Consider the following 15,314-nt stretch of genomic DNA (forward strand, 5'->3'; position numbering starts at 1 on the left):
AGACGGGCAACTTATTACAGACGTAAAAAAACCCACCGAAGTGGGTTCTTTTACCCCGGGTCGCCGACCAAAGCTACCGGGTTTCTTAGAGCGGAGACCAATCCGCTCAAAGAGGCAAGACCAATGATAACTCATCGATCCACGACAATATATAGGAGTTGCTATGAAAGCACAACCCAAGACTCTCAAAATTACCCTCTATGTGTATGCCAAAGAAGGTTTTGACCGACAGATTGAGTTCACCACGTTCACCAATGAACCTGTGAACACTACCTTTTGGGGGGCATTAGTTTCTCAGCATGACGTGGAAATCACGCTCCCGTCAGTTAATAAGTCTGATCTCATCCAGGCGCAGATCAACGCACTTAAGGCTGAAAAAGAAAAAGTACTGTCCCATGCGCAGGTAGAAGTGAACCGGATTGAAGACCACATCCAGTCGCTCTTATGCATTGAAGGTAAACCGGTTTCTGCTTCCGATATGGAGCTTCCTTATTAAACCCGGGTGAATTATGCAAGACATCAATGACGTGATTGAAATGATTCTGGATGCAGGCTTAGCGGCTGTTGAGCATGAAAATAACTGTGATTCCGTGAAAGGGGTAACCCATATTTCCATTCTTGGTGGAAAGCGGCGGGTGGAGTATTACCCGACAACGGGGATGGTTTACTCAAATCCTGTCAAGGATCTTTATTCCGCTGTTCGGCTTCCCAAAGCCGGCATTCGAAAAGCCATCAGACTGGCTAAAACAGGCAATTAACAAGAGGCAAGACCCATGACAACTTATGTTTGTGTATTTGAGCCGACTCCAGCGGCTCAACAGGGCGGTGCGATATCTTTAGCCATCGCGCTTGAAGCCAACTCCATCAAAATGGCGAAAGCCATGGCCATTGTGAATTTAGGTGAATTCTATCCTGATGATATGGATAAATTTAACACCGATAATCCCATTATTTGTGAAGATCGGGTCGGCTCCCCTCGCCCACCCGTGGGTAAATTTGATGAGAAGTTTGCGACTGAATATGAATTCAATGGCACAACCTGGCAGGCTAAAAGCCTCGAACCGGCTCAAACCCCAGCCATTAACAAACGTGATTTTGTTCATACTTATGCCACCCTGGATTTAGAAATCGCGCTGGCATTACTGGACGGGGATTTTCATTGCTGGGCGGTTATGTCACACAGTTTGACGGCCGCTAAACAACTCATTGCAGATAACGATAAAACATGGCGTTGGTGGTCTATGGCGTTTCGTATCAGAACGGATGCTTTATCTATCCCACGCGAAACAATTTTCAAGATAGTTCGCGAAGGTAAACGGCGCCCTGAGTTTTTGAGAAGCTTTAACAACATGAAGGCATTTTTGAACCACGCCTTAAGTGATACCCGCATCGCTGAATTACAGGATGCGCCTGACGAGCCGGCATCAATACCAGAAACCTCAGCAGAGAACGGCACTGTCAGTGAAGTTGAAACCCAGACAACGCCCGAAATGAAAGCGGAAAAAAGCGAAACTAAACCCCGTAAAACCAGAAAGACCAAACCAGCCAAAAAGGAGACTGTACCGGAAACCGAAGAAGTAGCGCCAGAAACTGAGAAAGCCGCACCAGAAATCGAGGAAGCTGCACCAGAAACTGAGAAAGCGGCACCAAAAACCGAGGAAACCGCACCCAAAACGGCGGCCAATGATGAAATCACTCCATTATTGCCAGTCAGTGGCCAGAACGCCAGTAATGATAATTTCCAGCACCGTGCCGATCTGCTCGAAGAAACCATCAAGGCACAGGGTAATCAACAGCAGGCCAATCTGCGTATCTGGAAAGCGGTTCAGCGTACCGATCCGCGTTTTACCAAGCCACTGGAAGGGATGGGTTATAGCGGCACCAGCATCAACAGTAACTATATGCTGATGCGAGCCACTGAAATATTTGGCCCAATTGGTAAAGGCTGGGGCTATGACATTCTGGAAGAAAAATCTATCGACGGCATTCCCATGACTGAACCCGTTCTGGATGAGCGTAATAAACAAATAGCCACCCGTTTTTTGCGTGATGGTGATGGCTCATTAATTTTTACCCAGAACCATTCTATCAAGATTTTATTCTGGTACGCAGATGAATATGGCGAACGTGCATCATTCATCAGTTATGGCGCGACACCCTATCGTTACCAATCAAATTATGGACCAAAAGCAGACGGGGAAGTGCTTAAGAAATCCCTGACAGACGCCATCAAAAAAGCCTTATCCATGCTTGGGTTTAGCGCCGATGTCTTTATGGGGATGCACGATAACCCAGAATACTTGGCTGAAAACAAAATTGAATTCGGTATCAAAGCCGCCAGTGATAAAGCCGAAGATCTCACCCGTTTACGTAAGGAGCTGGACGAGAAGTTTGCACGCAACACCGAAACCATGAAAACGGCGATCACTAAAAATGAGCTGAGGGGCATTGCATCCACACTGACCCGTGAAATCGACGTGCATCTCAAGAACGCGAAGTCACTCGGTGACAAAGAGTATGAACGCTATCTATCAGGCCGCTTACGCCGTTTAACTGAAATCGAAAAAGACTGTTTATCTAAACTCGAAGAGGCAGACTCATGACCACTGCGATTGCATTAGCCGCCGACTATGATCAGTTGCAAAAATTGATAGCAGCCGGTGAATTTTCACCGGAAGCCATCGCCGATACCCTTGAAGGTCTTGAGGGTGAGTTAGGTGACAAACTGGATACCATCATGATCCATGTCCGCAATCTTGAAGGGCAGGCCCGAACGCTGGACGATGAGGCCAGGCGACTGACTGAGCGCAAAAAATCCTTTGAAAGTCAGGTTAAACACCTCAAGAAATATGTGCTGGATTGCTTGCTCAAAGCCGAACTGAACAGCCTGAGAACCACGAAAAATACCTTCAGTGCGCGTCAGGGTATCGCCAGAGTCATTATCGATAATGAGATGTTATTGCCCGATGAATTAGTGGATGTGCAGACCATCACCGCACCGGACAAAAAAGCGATTAAGGCGGCTATCGAACGCGGTGAAACCATACCGGGCGCACATCTCGAAATTGGGGAAATAAGTTTGCAGGTTCGTTAACCATCAATTTATGCCCGATGATTCGGGCATTGAGGAGCACATAATGGCAGCAAGACTTGAAGTCAGTATCTTTTATAACGAAGAAATCGGGCAGTGCGAAGTGACCTGGTCGGCGGACAGAACCGAAGATTTTGCCCCCATGGAAAAGGCCGCCCTGGAACAACTGAAAACGGCCTTGGTAGGCCAACTGAATTCCGTCCACCGTCATGGTCAATTACATTGAGAGGGACAGTACGATGAAAAATAATCTGGAAGATCTGCATAATCATCTGTTTGCACAGTTAGAACGCCTTTCTGATGAAGCACTGAAAGGTGAAGAACTCGAAAGCGAAATTGCCCGTTCAAAGGCGGTTTCGGCGGTCGCCAACCAAATTGTGGAAAACGGCAAACTGGCACTTACGGTGCAAAAGATGTTGGGTGATAACGAAATTCAGTCCGCGCCCAAATATCTGGAGGTGAAATAATGGCGAATTTTGTCTATACCCCGGCAATGGAAGCCTGGATGCGGCAACATTATCTATTACGGCTGGGTAATCTCACCGTCGCCTTTAACCGGCAATTTAATGTGATTCGTTCCCCTGATGCCATTAATGCACTGCGAAAGCGATTGGGATTAAAAACAGGCCGCAGCGGTTGTTTTGTGAAAGGTCACACTCCGGCCAACAAAGGCGCAAAAGGGTTAACCGGTTCAAATTCAGGATCATTTAAGAAAAATAACCGTCCCCATAACTCTCTGGTTATTGGCAGTGAAGCCGTGACCAAGGACGGTTATATCAAAATAAAAGTGGCTGAACCCAATAAATGGAAACTGAAACATCGGGTAGTTTGGGAACAACATCATGGCCAGATCCCCAAAGGCGGCGTGATTAAATTTATCAATGACGATAAACAAAACTGTGCGATTGAAAACCTGATGCTGATATCGCAACAAGAGAACGCGGTCATTAACCGGTACTATGCAAATGCCCCCGCTGAATACAAACCGACCACTGTTCAGCTCGCACGGATAAAGATGGCCATTAGAGAGAAAACAAGAGGCAAGACCCATGCTTAAACATCAACATAAACGTTACCAGCCCATCAGACTTACCCTGCCTGATGGAACCAGCGGCCAAGTCATCACTGACCGCCGCTGCGCCGTCTTCTACGACTTCCCGCCCGAAGTCAAAATCGAGCCGGTTGACAACCACCAGAAGGCAGAGGCCGACAGTTTATTCCTCACCCGTAAACCTGATTAAGCCTAATCAGAAATCTGGTCACGTAATGCATAGCATGATGGGACATCCACCGAACGGAGCACCATCATGCAACCCTGGCAACCGGGACAACAACTATTAACTGACTTCGATATCAAACTGGGACGATTAGCCGCCAGCATCAAAAATGCGCCCTGTGATCAGGCAGAGATTACCCGCGCTTGTGACACCGCTGATCTGCTCATTTTATCAATGATGAGGCAAGACCATGAAAAACCACTGCGACATTATCACCGATGAAGAAATGGAAGAATTGACTGGGTATCAAGTTCCCTCCAAACAATGCGAGGCACTGGCCAAACATGGCATTTTCTTTATTACGCGCCAAGACGGTAAACCCCGAACAACCTGGAAGCATTTTAACCACCCCATGATTGCCACCCGTTACTCTAAGCCTGCCGAAGAGCCCGATTTCGAGAACATGTAATTATGGCCAGAACAAGGAAGAACGCCGCCGATGCCAAGTTACCCAAACGGGTCTATCGGGGAAAAACCAAATTTGAATTTCATCCAGCCAGAGGGGGATCGATTTCCCTTTGCCCTCTGGACGCCCCGCTTTCAGTTATCTGGGCGGAGTATGAAAAAATTATCTGTGACATGTCACGCGAGGAAAACACCGTGTCAAAATTAATCAAACAATTCCTGGCTTCAGCCACGTTTCAGGATCTGGCGACAGACACCAAAAAAGACTATCGGAAATATGCCAACAAGCTGATCCCTGTTTTTGGGAGAATGGCACCGGACAATGTGAAACCTGAGCATGTCAGAAAGTATATGGACAAACGCGGGCTGAAGAGCAGGACACAGGCCAACCGCGAAAAAACTTTCTTGTCCCGGGTCTACAAGTGGGGCTATGAGCGTGGAATGGTCAAAGGTAATCCGTGTAAAGGCGTGCAGCAATACAAGGAAAAAGCGCGGGAACGGTATATCACGGATGCGGAATATCATGCACTTTATTCCGTTGCCCCTACTGTCGTTAAAGTAGCGATGGAGCTGGCTTACTTGTGCTGTGCGCGGCAAGCCGATGTTCTGTCACTCACCCGCGCCCAGCTAATGGAAAACGGGATCTTTATTCGCCAGGGTAAAACCGGCAAAAAACAAATTAAAGCCTGGACGAAACGCTTAGAAAATGTGGTGAAGCTGAGTAACACACTCATAACTGATCCCGGTATTGTCAGCCTGTATGTAATTTGTCAGGCCAAAGGCCATAAATATACCCGCGATGGTTTTAACAGCCGCTGGAAAAAAGCCAGAGCCGCCGCAAAAGAGGCATTTCCTCATCTGGATTTTAATTTCACTTTTCACGACTTAAAGGCAAAAGGCATCTCCGATCTGGAAGGTACGCTGGCCGAAAAACAGGTAATTTCGGGTCATAAAAACATTACCCAGACCGCAAGATACAACAGAAAAATTGAAGTGGTTCCGGTTGTTGGCGGCCAACACACGGGATAATATTAGGAAAGGATATTAGGAATTTATTAGGAATGTGATTTGTGTCATGAAAAAAGCCACCGCGAAGGTGGCTTTTTCTAACCCTAACTCAATGTTTTACATCAAGTTTTTATTTGGTGCCCAGGGCGGGACTTGAACCCGCACAGCCTTACAGCCGAGGGATTTTAAATCCCTTGTGTCTACCGATTTCACCACCTGGGCTAAATTTGGAGGCGCGTCCCGGAGTCGAACCGAGGTTGACGGATTTGCAATCCGCTGCATGGCCACTCTGCCAACGCGCCTTTCTTGGAGCGGGAAACGAGACTCGAACTCGCGACCCCGACCTTGGCAAGGTCGTGCTCTACCAACTGAGCTATTCCCGCCTTTCCGAACCGCTTGATTTACTTAACTTGTTTCGTAAATCTCATGTGCCGTTCGATGCGTTGCATTCTACTTACTTCACGAAATGAGTCAACACAATTATTTATAAAACTCGTTCGTTCGATGGTTTTTGCGTCACTTGGATCAACTTTCACGCAAATCCTTCCATGCAGCGCTCAAATATTGAAACATTGACCAGAACGTCAGGACCGCAGCAGCGTATAATAGGATGAATCCCCCTACTTCAAGTTCAATGCAAGGACGCCATAATAAGGCAACCAATGCCGCCATTTGTGCTGTAGTTTTTATTTTTCCCATCCAAGAAACAGCTACACTACTGCGTTTACCCAATTCCGCCATCCACTCACGCAGAGAAGATATGATAATCTCACGAGCAATCATCGTCGCAGCAGGTAACGTAATCCACCACGTATGGTAATGTTCTGCAATCAGTACCAACGCAATAGCCACCATCACTTTATCCGCCACCGGATCAAGAAATGCGCCAAAACGTGTCGTCTGCTTCCACAAACGGGCAAGAAAACCGTCAAACCAATCGGTTGCAGCAGCGATAATAAAGATAATGGCACATAACATCGGTGCCCATTGGAATGGCAAGTAAAATGCCAAAACAAAGAATGGAATTAAGGCAATACGAAATAGGGTAAGCCATGTTGGAATATTTAATTGCATAATGCTTAGTAACTATCTGGCCAAGTTAAGTTTATCAGTATGGTGCATCAATACTTCTAGTGTTTCAACGCATTATAGATTTTTTCTGCCAGTGCATAAGAAATAGAAGGCACTTTTGCGATCTCTTCTACACTTGCATTGCGTAAAGGCTGTAATCCACCCATATATTTAAGTAACATTTGTCTACGTTTTGGCCCAATACCATCAATCGACTCCAATGTACTGGTCTTTTTCACTTTTTCCCGACGCTGACGATGCCCTGTAATGGCATGGTTGTGAGATTCATCACGAATATGCTGAATAACGTGTAATGCAGGTGAATCCGGAGGAAGTGCGATCCCTTCTCCTTCCGCTTCAAAAAATAGGGTTTCTAACCCAGCCTTACGATCACTGCCTTTCGCAACGCCAATTAGCTTCGGATACTTTTTATTCCATTCAACCTCCAAAGAATCGAAAACTTCAATCGCACGCGCAAGCTGCCCTTTTCCACCGTCAATAAAAATAATATCCGGGATTTTTGTCTGATCGATAGCTTTGCTATATCGACGACGCAAAACTTGATTCATCGCAGCATAATCATCCCCTGGAGTAATACCTGTAATATTATAGCGTCGGTATTCTGCACGAACCGGACCATTAGCATCAAAAACGACACATGATGCGACAGTTTGTTCTCCCATCGTGTGACTGATGTCAAAACACTCCATACGGTGGATTTTTTCAGATCCAACAAATGTAGCCAATGACGCTAATCTCTGATGAATTGTCGATTGTTGGGAGAGTTTGGTCATCAAAGCTGTAGCGGCATTAGTGCGTGCTAATTTTAAATAGCGCGCTCTATCACCTCTTGGCCGTGCCTGGATATAGATTTTTCTGCCCGATATTTCAGCAAGTGATTTTTCCAATAGTGCTTTCTCAGGTAATGCAAAATCCAACAAAATTTCTATTGGCAACGTCCTGTTTTGGCTTCCTTGGAGATAGAATTGACCAAGGAAAGTTTGCACTACTTCATCTAATTTCGTATCAGCTGGAATTTTGGGATAATAACTTCGGCTACCTAATATCTTACCCTGGCGGATAAATAAGACATGGACACAGGCCATTCCTGCCTCAAAAGCGACACTAATAACATCAAGATCATCGCCTTCTCCGGAAACAAATTGTCGTTCCGTAACTTGCCGTACTGCTTGGATCTGATCGCGATAACGAGCAGCCTCTTCAAATTTAAGCTGTTGACTCGCTTTTTCCATTTTTGCAACCAGCTCATCCAATACTTGCTGATCTTTCCCTGCCAAAAACAAGCGGACGTATTCAACTTGCTGCTGATATTCTTCATCTGTTACAACCCCCTTAACACAAGGGGCCAAACAGCGCCCAATCTGATATTGCAAACAAGGTCTTGAACGATTGCGGTACACATTGTCTTCACATTGGCGAATAGGAAATAGTTTCTGCAATAAAGCCAAAGTATCGCGTATTGCATGAGAGTTGGGGAATGGGCCGAAGTATTCTCCTTTCGTATGTCTGGCGCCACGATATAAGGTTAAACGAGGGTGGATATCACTACTCAAGAAAATATAAGGATAAGATTTATCATCTCTTAGTAATACATTATAGCGAGGCTGATACAACTTGATGTAGTTATGTTCAAGCAGAAGCGCCTCTGTCTCTGTGTGGGTAACGGTAACGTCTATCTGGACGATATTTTTCACTAATGACTCTGTTTTACGGCTACTAACTTGTACCCTAAAATAGCTAGATAAGCGTTTTTTTAGATCCTTAGCTTTACCAACATAGATCACTGTGCCAGTGATATCATACATGCGGTAGACACCCGGCTGACTGGTAACTGTTTTTAAAAATGCCTTTGAATTAAATAGTTCCGCCATGACTGATCACCCATCAAATCTTATTACCCACCGTGAGTTACTATATTCTGCGCATCAAGCAATCCACAGCGTATTGCCATATGGGTCAATTCTACATCACCTTTGATATTTAGTTTACTGAACATCCTATAACGGTAACTATTCACTGTTTTTGGACTCAGATTAAGCAACTCAGAAATCTCATTAACTTTGCGCCCCTGAGTTATCATTGTCATGATCTGCAATTCCCGCTCCGAAAGTTCATCCAACGGATTTTCTTTTGCAGGTGATAGTTGGTTGAGTGCCATCTGCTGGGCAATATCTGGTGAAATGTAACGCTGGCCTGCATAAACAGTCCGAATTGCATTGATCATATCCTGAGGAGCGGCAGCCTTGCTCAAATATCCCCTAACCCCTGCTTGCATCACTTTTGTGGGCAAAGAACTTTCAGTATGAATAGTCAGCATAATCACTCGTGTATCAGGTGAATAACGGATGATTTTTTTAGCCGCCTCCAACCCTCCTATACCGGGCATTCCCATATCCATCATGACAATATCCGTGCTGTTTGATCTACACCATCTGACCGCATCTTCTCCATTACTGGCTTCTCCTACGACTTTTATCCCTTTTATATCATCAAGGACGCCTTTCACACCAATGCGCACCAGTTCATGGTCATCAACTAATAAAACATTAATCAAACAACATCTCCACTAACATAATATCCACAATAATGATAAAATTAATAAACTCCAAAACAAAATGGACACGCTGAGTTTATCTTTATGATTTTCATAAGATAAATTGACAAAAAATAACATCCTCTCTCGAGTGAGAGAGAAACCTTTTGGATGAGATAACGGATTATACTAACATTAGGGCAAAACAGAAAGAAAATTGTCACATGTCAATGAAATGAAATAAACATATAGCCAATTGATTTCACTTGATATTTTGTTAATAACATATCTCTATATTATTTATAGCAATCCATTTTAATCCAAAAAAATATGGGGTGATACCTCCCCCATATTGCAATGATCATTTAAATAAATTAAGGACGTCTGCTTTAGTCAGCATAGAGGTTTTTTCAACAAAGTTATAATATGCTGGCTTACTGTCCACATAAATTTGGCGAACTAATTTACCTGAATGACTATTCTCAAACAAAGCAACTGGGACATAATAAGCACTTGGCTGATGCAAGTGGTAAAAAAGGTGTGTTCCGCATCTGTTACAAAAAGCGCGTTCTGCCCATTCTGATGACGGATATGTTGAAATATTTTCAGCTCCCTCTATTTTTAGATCATCCTTACAGTCCACAGATAAAAATGGACCTCCATTCCATTTTTGACACGTTTCACAGTGGCATACGTTAATATCTTCAATGCGTTGATTGGTTTTCACACTCACCGCACCGCATAAACAATGACCTTTATTCATCACTTAACTCTCTGTTAATAAGTTTATACGCATTAAACTTCAAGTTGTAATTTACAACATTATAAATAGGTTTTCATAATACTGAGAGTATCAGATGTTGGAGTTCCTTACCCCGCGCGGCGCGCGGGGTAAGGAATACTCCTATCATTTTGAAACACTATTTATGACACCTGATTTCTCCCCGCTTTGCGGGGAAATTTTTATATCTCAGATCGCATAAATCTACCACTATATTTCATCAAAAATACCCTATTCACGACAATAAATCTCTAATTTTTAGCCATACAAATAAATTCTGGAAATTTCAAATTATGGTTTGATAGCTAGCGGGAAAATAAGTTATTTATTTTTTCACATCTTCGTTATCTTCTTCATCATCAATGTGCCAGCTGTGCAGTATTCGGTGGACAAAAGGCGTCACCACCATTCCCACTGCGATAAAAAAGATAGCCTGAAGGAATAGTCCATAAATGGCAGCAAAATATTTTCCCAGTGTACTGACGGGTTCAATATGCAAGTTTTGTGTTCCAATCATTGAAACTGAATTTAGTATTGCATCAGAAATAGCATGACTTTCAATCAAGAAAAAACCCAGGACACCAGGAATAATACCGATCAGAAAGATAATGAATGCATGTAAAAGAAAGCGCAGTATCCGTAAAAGAAATCGGTCAAAGCTAATTAATTTATCAGTAAATTTTTCCATATCAGATCTCCACTAATAAATTAGTTACCATGGTGATTGTATGTTAGTTTTTATTTTTATCAACGTTCATGAGCCGAACATTACTCAATATTCCCTGCCCCAAGAGCACTCCTACAATAGTGACAACAACGCCAATTATCTGTGGCAAGCTGGGGATATTTCCCATTATTAGCTGTATCATAAGTGCAAACATGGGAACCAAGTTAAAAAATATTGCCGTTTTTCCTGCTCCACGAATAGCAACTCCCATATTCCAAAAAAGATAGGCAATAGTAGAACCACCAATACCTATATAGAAACAGGCCAAATGGCTTTCAAATGTTCCTGAAGATAATGCAGCTATTGGCGATTCCACAAAAATCGCAATAAACACTAATATGATCGCACCAAAAAGTATTGTCCAGCTCGTAGTCGCCAAAGGCGTCGCATCTTTGACAAATACCCGTATTCCCACTGTGTAAATTGACCAACCGAGACTTCCCATAAAAATGATTATATCGCCGGCTACTATCTGAGAGACACCGCCCAACATCAATTCACCGTTGGTAATAACTAAAGTAACTCCCAACAAACTGATTGCCATACCAATAACTCTCATCAATCCAGGTAACCGACGATTTATAATCGCTTCCAGAATGTTGGCAGAGATAGGCGTCGTTGCCACAATCAAAGCTGCCGTGACGGGGTTGGAACTTTGGAGACCAACAAAAAATGCCCCATTAAATCCCGCCACACCAATCGCCCCAAGAACAATAAATGCCCACCAGTTTTGCTTCAAAACTTTACCGTGAATCCCCTCTTTCCATGCAAAAAAAATAAAAATACCGATAACTGCATAGAAAAAACGCTCAACAGAAGCTGTCCACGGTGGCAAACTCGTCAGTGCAAATTTTGTTACCTGAAAATTGGATCCCCAAAAGAATGTTGCAATTAGCGTTAGCACTATCGCTAACTGTGGAGTTGTTTTCATATTCATTACCTATCTTGATTAATCTTAAATAAAATAATTCTTGGTAAAATCATTGTGGCATCTTTTAAAATTGAAATATTTAGGCAAAATTGGTAATCAAATTTTCAGAAACGGAAAATAAATCGTGCAATCACTTATTTGGGACGATATTCGAATATTCTTGGCAATAGCGCGAGCAGGAACTATCAGTAAAGCGGCTGAGCTTCTTGGTATTGGTGTGGCAACGGTATCGAGAAAAATAGAACGCCTGGAAAATACTTTCGGAATGCCATTATTTTTGCGGCATCAAACAGGTTATCAACTAACAGAAGATGGCGCAGAACTGTTGGAAAAAGCCAAAGCCATGGAAATGACAGCAAATTCATTTCTGTTTGAAGCCGATCTACGAGCAACTATTGCCGGCAATATACGCCTTGCAACACTTGAAACACTCTCCAATTATTTAATTATGCCAAACTTGCCGACCTTACAAAAAAATCATCCAAATCTGACATTAGAAATCACAACGGATAATTACACAGTAAACCTTCACCGTCGTGATGCTGATTTAGCACTTCGTATCATCAGACCGGAGCAAGGCCATGTCAATGTCCGACAACTAGGAATGCTGGGGTTTGGCCTTTATGGAAGCGAAGCCTATTTAGCCACCTGCACTTCCGATATATTTAGAGGTGAATACAACGACGCTCATTTTATTGGCTGGACAAGTGAATACTCACAACTTCCTTCCGTTAACTGGCTTAAGCAAACCTTACAAGGGCGTTCTCTTTCAGTCGCAACAACTTCGATTTGTTCTCAAATTGCAGCAGCAACTGCGGGCCTGGGATTAGCCGTGCTGCCTCATATTGCAGCCAATAACGCTGGGCTTACGTGTATTTCGCCTGATTTAGGCATAGATAAACCCATCTGGCTTGTTATTCAATCTGATTTGGCCCATTCTCCCAGGATCCGGAAAGTGGCAGATTTTTTAGCAGATATAGTTTTTCAAAATCAGGATAAACTGTCAGGACGGTCACACCAATCGGGCATACTATAACATTCCGCATAACCAACAGCGGCACACTTGATTGGATAAGCGATAAGATAGCCATCTAATTTTAATCTGGACTTCTGTCTAATCAATTATTATCGGCCAGGCTTCCGTTTAAGCTTATATTAAGATGTTAAAGATGAATAAATCTTTCCCATCCGATGATATTCGGATAAAAAATAATTTTTATCCGATCTTACATACATATTATTTACAATTCATTTATTCACGTTATGATGTTGTTGTGATATTGTGTATTGCAGCATCATTATCTCATTGAACCAATTTATTAAAGAATAAACTTAAAAATTTGTTAAAACATAATTCAGTAAGACGCTATTTCCACTATTGGAGCAACTAAGTGATTTCTCTAAAATTGGTATATATTCTTTATTATCATTAATATATCGCCATACTCATATATAGAAAAACGGGGAAATACTTTATCTTTTTTAATCATGAGGTTACTATGTTAGGGCGTGTTGACGTTTCGTGGAGGGAAGTTTGAACAGCATGATGATCTGGTATCATTGTCTTCGCGAAAAAACCATTACCCCAGCTCATCATGCCAAGAACAATGTTATCAAAATCTTTATGGAATACGCTAGCTGTATTAATGCAACAACATGGATGTATTTACCACAAAGACGCGCATTACCTGACTTTCGAAGGGATCCTTTATCGAATGAGAACGGGATGTCCGTGGCGGGATTTACCCGATGAATTTGGCAAATGGAATACGCTTTTTAAGCGCTTTAACGCCTGGTCAAAGAAAGGTGTTTTTGAATTATTATTCAAATTGTTATCTGAAAATACAGACACCGAATGGTTATTCATTGATGGGAGTATTATCCGCGCTCATCAACATAGCTCAGGGGCAGCTTCAACAGAAGATGAAGCCATCGGTAAAAGTCGAGGTGGACGTTCGACTAAAATTCATTTGGCCGTAGACAGTTATGGTTTGCCTGTCCATTTTGAGCTGTCAGGGGGTCAAACGCACGACATTGTACATGCAGAAAGTTTGGTCACCCATTCACCCGCATCCGATTTTGTGATCGCGGATAAAGGTTACGATAGCGGTACTTTCAGAGATTTCGTTGAAAAACAAGGTTCAAAAACGGTCATTCCCTATCGAAAAAATAGCCGAAAACCCGATAAAAGTATTGATGAAGTTTTATACTGTTATCGGCATTTGGTCGAAAATGCGTTTGCCAGAATAAAACATTTTCGAGCTATTGCGACAAGATACGATAAATTGGCGCGAAATTACGCCAGTATGTTGGCACTGGCGTTTGTCATTATATGGTTACCGATGTGGGTTGAGTAAATGGTGAACTCAAAACGTCAACAGCCCCTAATCATTGATGAAAAAAACAAAAGCATAAAAAACATGTTTTCTAACTTGTTTCATCACCCTTCAGTCAATAAAAAGAGAGAAAATAGCGAGGTTATTAACTTATTAATTGGATGGGATGAGAGACATAAAAATATTATTGAAAATATTTCAAGTGCCTCGACAGAATTCCCTTTGCTGGAAACTTGCTTACTGCCTCTCGATTCTACTCCTTCATCAATATTAATTGAACAAATTGAAAAATGTGATGTTTTCATGTTTCTTTATCTTTCATCAACATTAAAACCTTTTACATCATCAGGGCCTCAGTTTTTGTCCCCCATAAGGAAAGTTATGCAAGAAAATTGGCGAAAATCAATTATCTTCAAGGATTATGGTGAGCATTTTTATGAAGCTTTCTCTGAGCAAATAGAAATAATAAGTAATAGAAACCAATCAATCATAAATCTTGCCATGGTAAGTAAACAAATTATCTTTGAACAAGAACATGATAGCATTCTGACCGCAACGATTAACGAAAAACAATCATGGACATCAATAGACGGTAAAAATAGTTATGATATCACTCCTGGTGAAATAGCAACAAAACTACACAATCTAGAAGGATGTATTACTTTTAGTGGTACTTTTCTCAGTACTATCCCTTTTGCTATTAAATATGGAGTTGTAAAAGATTTTTTCAAAATAAAAGTAAAAAATAGCCAGATCATTGACTTTACATGCCGAGATCCTATTTTCTCCCAAGATTTTGACAAATATCTATCCGCAAATCCAAGCAATAGTGTGATTGAAGAATTTGGTATTGGGACAAACTATGGCGTTAAAAGGCTGTACGGTTTAAATGCTGGTTTTGAAGAACGGCACCCTGGCCTGCATCTTGGATTAGGTGGCGGTGCGATGGGTAGCCACCATTTGGATCTTATTTTTGAAGGCGGAAAACTATTCTTTGATAAGAAAAACTTTTTTCATAATAAATTATTTAATATTTAGATTAACGATACATTCATAAAATTCAATTTGATATATGGTTGCTAATCAAGAAAATAATACAACCACTTCAAAGTTTAAAAAATCAACTAAACAGC

At 42.3% G+C, this 15,314-nt stretch carries 20 protein-coding genes and 3 tRNA genes; 14 read left to right on the forward strand and 9 right to left on the reverse strand.

Features of this window, described 5'->3' with window-relative positions; translation table 11 throughout:
- Positions 1-163: 163 nt before the first annotated feature.
- The 11 genes from WDV75_RS11845 to WDV75_RS11895 all read left to right on the forward strand — a co-directional run bounded on the left by WDV75_RS11845 (position 164) and on the right by WDV75_RS11895 (position 5,802).
- Positions 164-496 carry a hypothetical protein gene (locus tag WDV75_RS11845; RefSeq protein ID WP_273571038.1) on the forward strand — a complete coding sequence of 111 codons (333 nt, stop codon included), beginning with the start codon at positions 164-166 and terminating at the stop codon, positions 494-496.
- A gap of 13 nt (positions 497-509) precedes the next feature.
- On the forward strand, positions 510-758 hold the full coding sequence (locus tag WDV75_RS11850) for a hypothetical protein (RefSeq protein WP_273571039.1): 249 nt from the start codon (positions 510-512) through the stop codon (positions 756-758).
- Positions 759-773: 15 nt separating this feature from the next.
- Entirely contained in the window at positions 774-2,603 is a 1,830-nt protein-coding gene (locus WDV75_RS11855; protein WP_273571040.1) for a hypothetical protein, read from the forward strand.
- Positions 2,600-3,094 (forward strand): siphovirus Gp157 family protein, encoded by a 495-nt coding sequence (locus tag WDV75_RS11860; RefSeq protein ID WP_273571041.1) that lies wholly within the window; start codon positions 2,600-2,602, stop codon positions 3,092-3,094. The genes WDV75_RS11855 and WDV75_RS11860 overlap by 4 nt, the downstream gene beginning before the upstream one ends.
- Before the next feature lie 43 nt (positions 3,095-3,137).
- Positions 3,138-3,317 (forward strand): hypothetical protein, encoded by a 180-nt coding sequence (locus WDV75_RS11865; protein WP_273571042.1) that lies wholly within the window; start codon positions 3,138-3,140, stop codon positions 3,315-3,317.
- A 13-nt stretch (positions 3,318-3,330) separates the two neighbouring features.
- Positions 3,331-3,558, forward strand: a complete 228-nt coding sequence (locus tag WDV75_RS11870) for a hypothetical protein (protein WP_273571043.1) — start codon at positions 3,331-3,333, stop codon at positions 3,556-3,558.
- The gene (locus WDV75_RS11875) at positions 3,558-4,148 is read left to right on the forward strand and encodes an HNH endonuclease signature motif containing protein (RefSeq protein ID WP_273571044.1); all 591 of its coding nucleotides are present in this window, start codon (positions 3,558-3,560) and stop codon (positions 4,146-4,148) included. The genes WDV75_RS11870 and WDV75_RS11875 overlap by 1 nt, the downstream gene beginning before the upstream one ends.
- The gene (locus tag WDV75_RS11880; protein ID WP_273571045.1) at positions 4,141-4,332 is read left to right on the forward strand and encodes a hypothetical protein; all 192 of its coding nucleotides are present in this window, start codon (positions 4,141-4,143) and stop codon (positions 4,330-4,332) included. The genes WDV75_RS11875 and WDV75_RS11880 overlap by 8 nt, the downstream gene beginning before the upstream one ends.
- A 66-nt stretch (positions 4,333-4,398) precedes the next feature.
- On the forward strand, positions 4,399-4,590 hold the full coding sequence (locus WDV75_RS11885; RefSeq protein ID WP_273571046.1) for a hypothetical protein: 192 nt from the start codon (positions 4,399-4,401) through the stop codon (positions 4,588-4,590).
- Positions 4,559-4,777, forward strand: a complete 219-nt coding sequence (locus WDV75_RS11890) for a DUF4224 domain-containing protein (RefSeq protein ID WP_273571047.1) — start codon at positions 4,559-4,561, stop codon at positions 4,775-4,777. Before WDV75_RS11885 ends, WDV75_RS11890 begins: the two co-directional genes overlap by 32 nt.
- Before the next feature lie 2 nt (positions 4,778-4,779).
- Positions 4,780-5,802: a tyrosine-type recombinase/integrase gene (locus WDV75_RS11895; protein ID WP_273571048.1), complete on the forward strand. Its 1,023-nt coding sequence runs from the start codon at positions 4,780-4,782 to the stop codon at positions 5,800-5,802.
- A gap of 114 nt (positions 5,803-5,916) precedes the next feature.
- On the opposite strand, the gene WDV75_RS11900 is transcribed toward WDV75_RS11895, so the two are convergent.
- From WDV75_RS11900 to WDV75_RS11940, 9 genes are all read right to left on the reverse strand, one after another.
- Positions 5,917-6,003 (reverse strand) — tRNA-Leu (locus tag WDV75_RS11900).
- Positions 6,004-6,009: 6 nt separating this feature from the next.
- Positions 6,010-6,083, reverse strand: a tRNA-Cys gene (locus tag WDV75_RS11905).
- Positions 6,084-6,088: 5 nt separating this feature from the next.
- A tRNA-Gly gene (locus WDV75_RS11910) sits at positions 6,089-6,164 on the reverse strand.
- A gap of 142 nt (positions 6,165-6,306) precedes the next feature.
- Positions 6,307-6,855 (reverse strand): CDP-diacylglycerol--glycerol-3-phosphate 3-phosphatidyltransferase, encoded by a 549-nt coding sequence (gene pgsA / locus WDV75_RS11915; RefSeq protein ID WP_273571049.1) that lies wholly within the window; start codon positions 6,853-6,855, stop codon positions 6,307-6,309.
- 56 nt (positions 6,856-6,911) lie between these two features.
- Positions 6,912-8,744, reverse strand: a complete 1,833-nt coding sequence (uvrC, locus tag WDV75_RS11920) for an excinuclease ABC subunit UvrC (protein WP_273571050.1) — start codon at positions 8,742-8,744, stop codon at positions 6,912-6,914.
- Positions 8,745-8,767: 23 nt separating this feature from the next.
- Positions 8,768-9,427 carry a UvrY/SirA/GacA family response regulator transcription factor gene (gene uvrY / locus WDV75_RS11925; RefSeq protein WP_273571051.1) on the reverse strand — a complete coding sequence of 220 codons (660 nt, stop codon included), beginning with the start codon at positions 9,425-9,427 and terminating at the stop codon, positions 8,768-8,770.
- Between the two features lie 340 nt (positions 9,428-9,767).
- A complete protein-coding gene (locus WDV75_RS11930) occupies positions 9,768-10,169 on the reverse strand; it encodes a GFA family protein (RefSeq protein WP_189760458.1) in 402 nt (133 codons plus the stop codon).
- 343 nt (positions 10,170-10,512) lie between these two features.
- Positions 10,513-10,875 (reverse strand): hypothetical protein, encoded by a 363-nt coding sequence (locus tag WDV75_RS11935; protein WP_273571052.1) that lies wholly within the window; start codon positions 10,873-10,875, stop codon positions 10,513-10,515.
- A gap of 43 nt (positions 10,876-10,918) precedes the next feature.
- Entirely contained in the window at positions 10,919-11,845 is a 927-nt protein-coding gene (locus WDV75_RS11940) for a DMT family transporter (protein ID WP_273571053.1), read from the reverse strand.
- Positions 11,846-11,969: 124 nt separating this feature from the next.
- Here WDV75_RS11940 and WDV75_RS11945 point away from each other — a divergent pair, with 124 nt between their 5' ends.
- From WDV75_RS11945 to WDV75_RS11955, 3 genes are all read left to right on the forward strand, one after another.
- Positions 11,970-12,881, forward strand: coding sequence for a LysR family transcriptional regulator (locus WDV75_RS11945; RefSeq protein ID WP_273571054.1), 912 nt, complete (start codon positions 11,970-11,972; stop codon positions 12,879-12,881).
- A gap of 559 nt (positions 12,882-13,440) precedes the next feature.
- On the forward strand, positions 13,441-14,202 hold the full coding sequence (locus WDV75_RS11950) for an IS5 family transposase (protein ID WP_338802971.1): 762 nt from the start codon (positions 13,441-13,443) through the stop codon (positions 14,200-14,202).
- Complete coding sequence (locus WDV75_RS11955) at positions 14,203-15,219, forward strand: leucyl aminopeptidase (RefSeq protein WP_338859872.1); 1,017 nt, start codon at positions 14,203-14,205, stop codon at positions 15,217-15,219.
- The last annotated feature ends 95 nt before the right edge of the window (positions 15,220-15,314 follow it).

It is taken from the genome of Xenorhabdus griffiniae (assembly GCF_037265215.1).
Classification (GTDB): Bacteria; Pseudomonadota; Gammaproteobacteria; order Enterobacterales; family Enterobacteriaceae; genus Xenorhabdus; species Xenorhabdus griffiniae.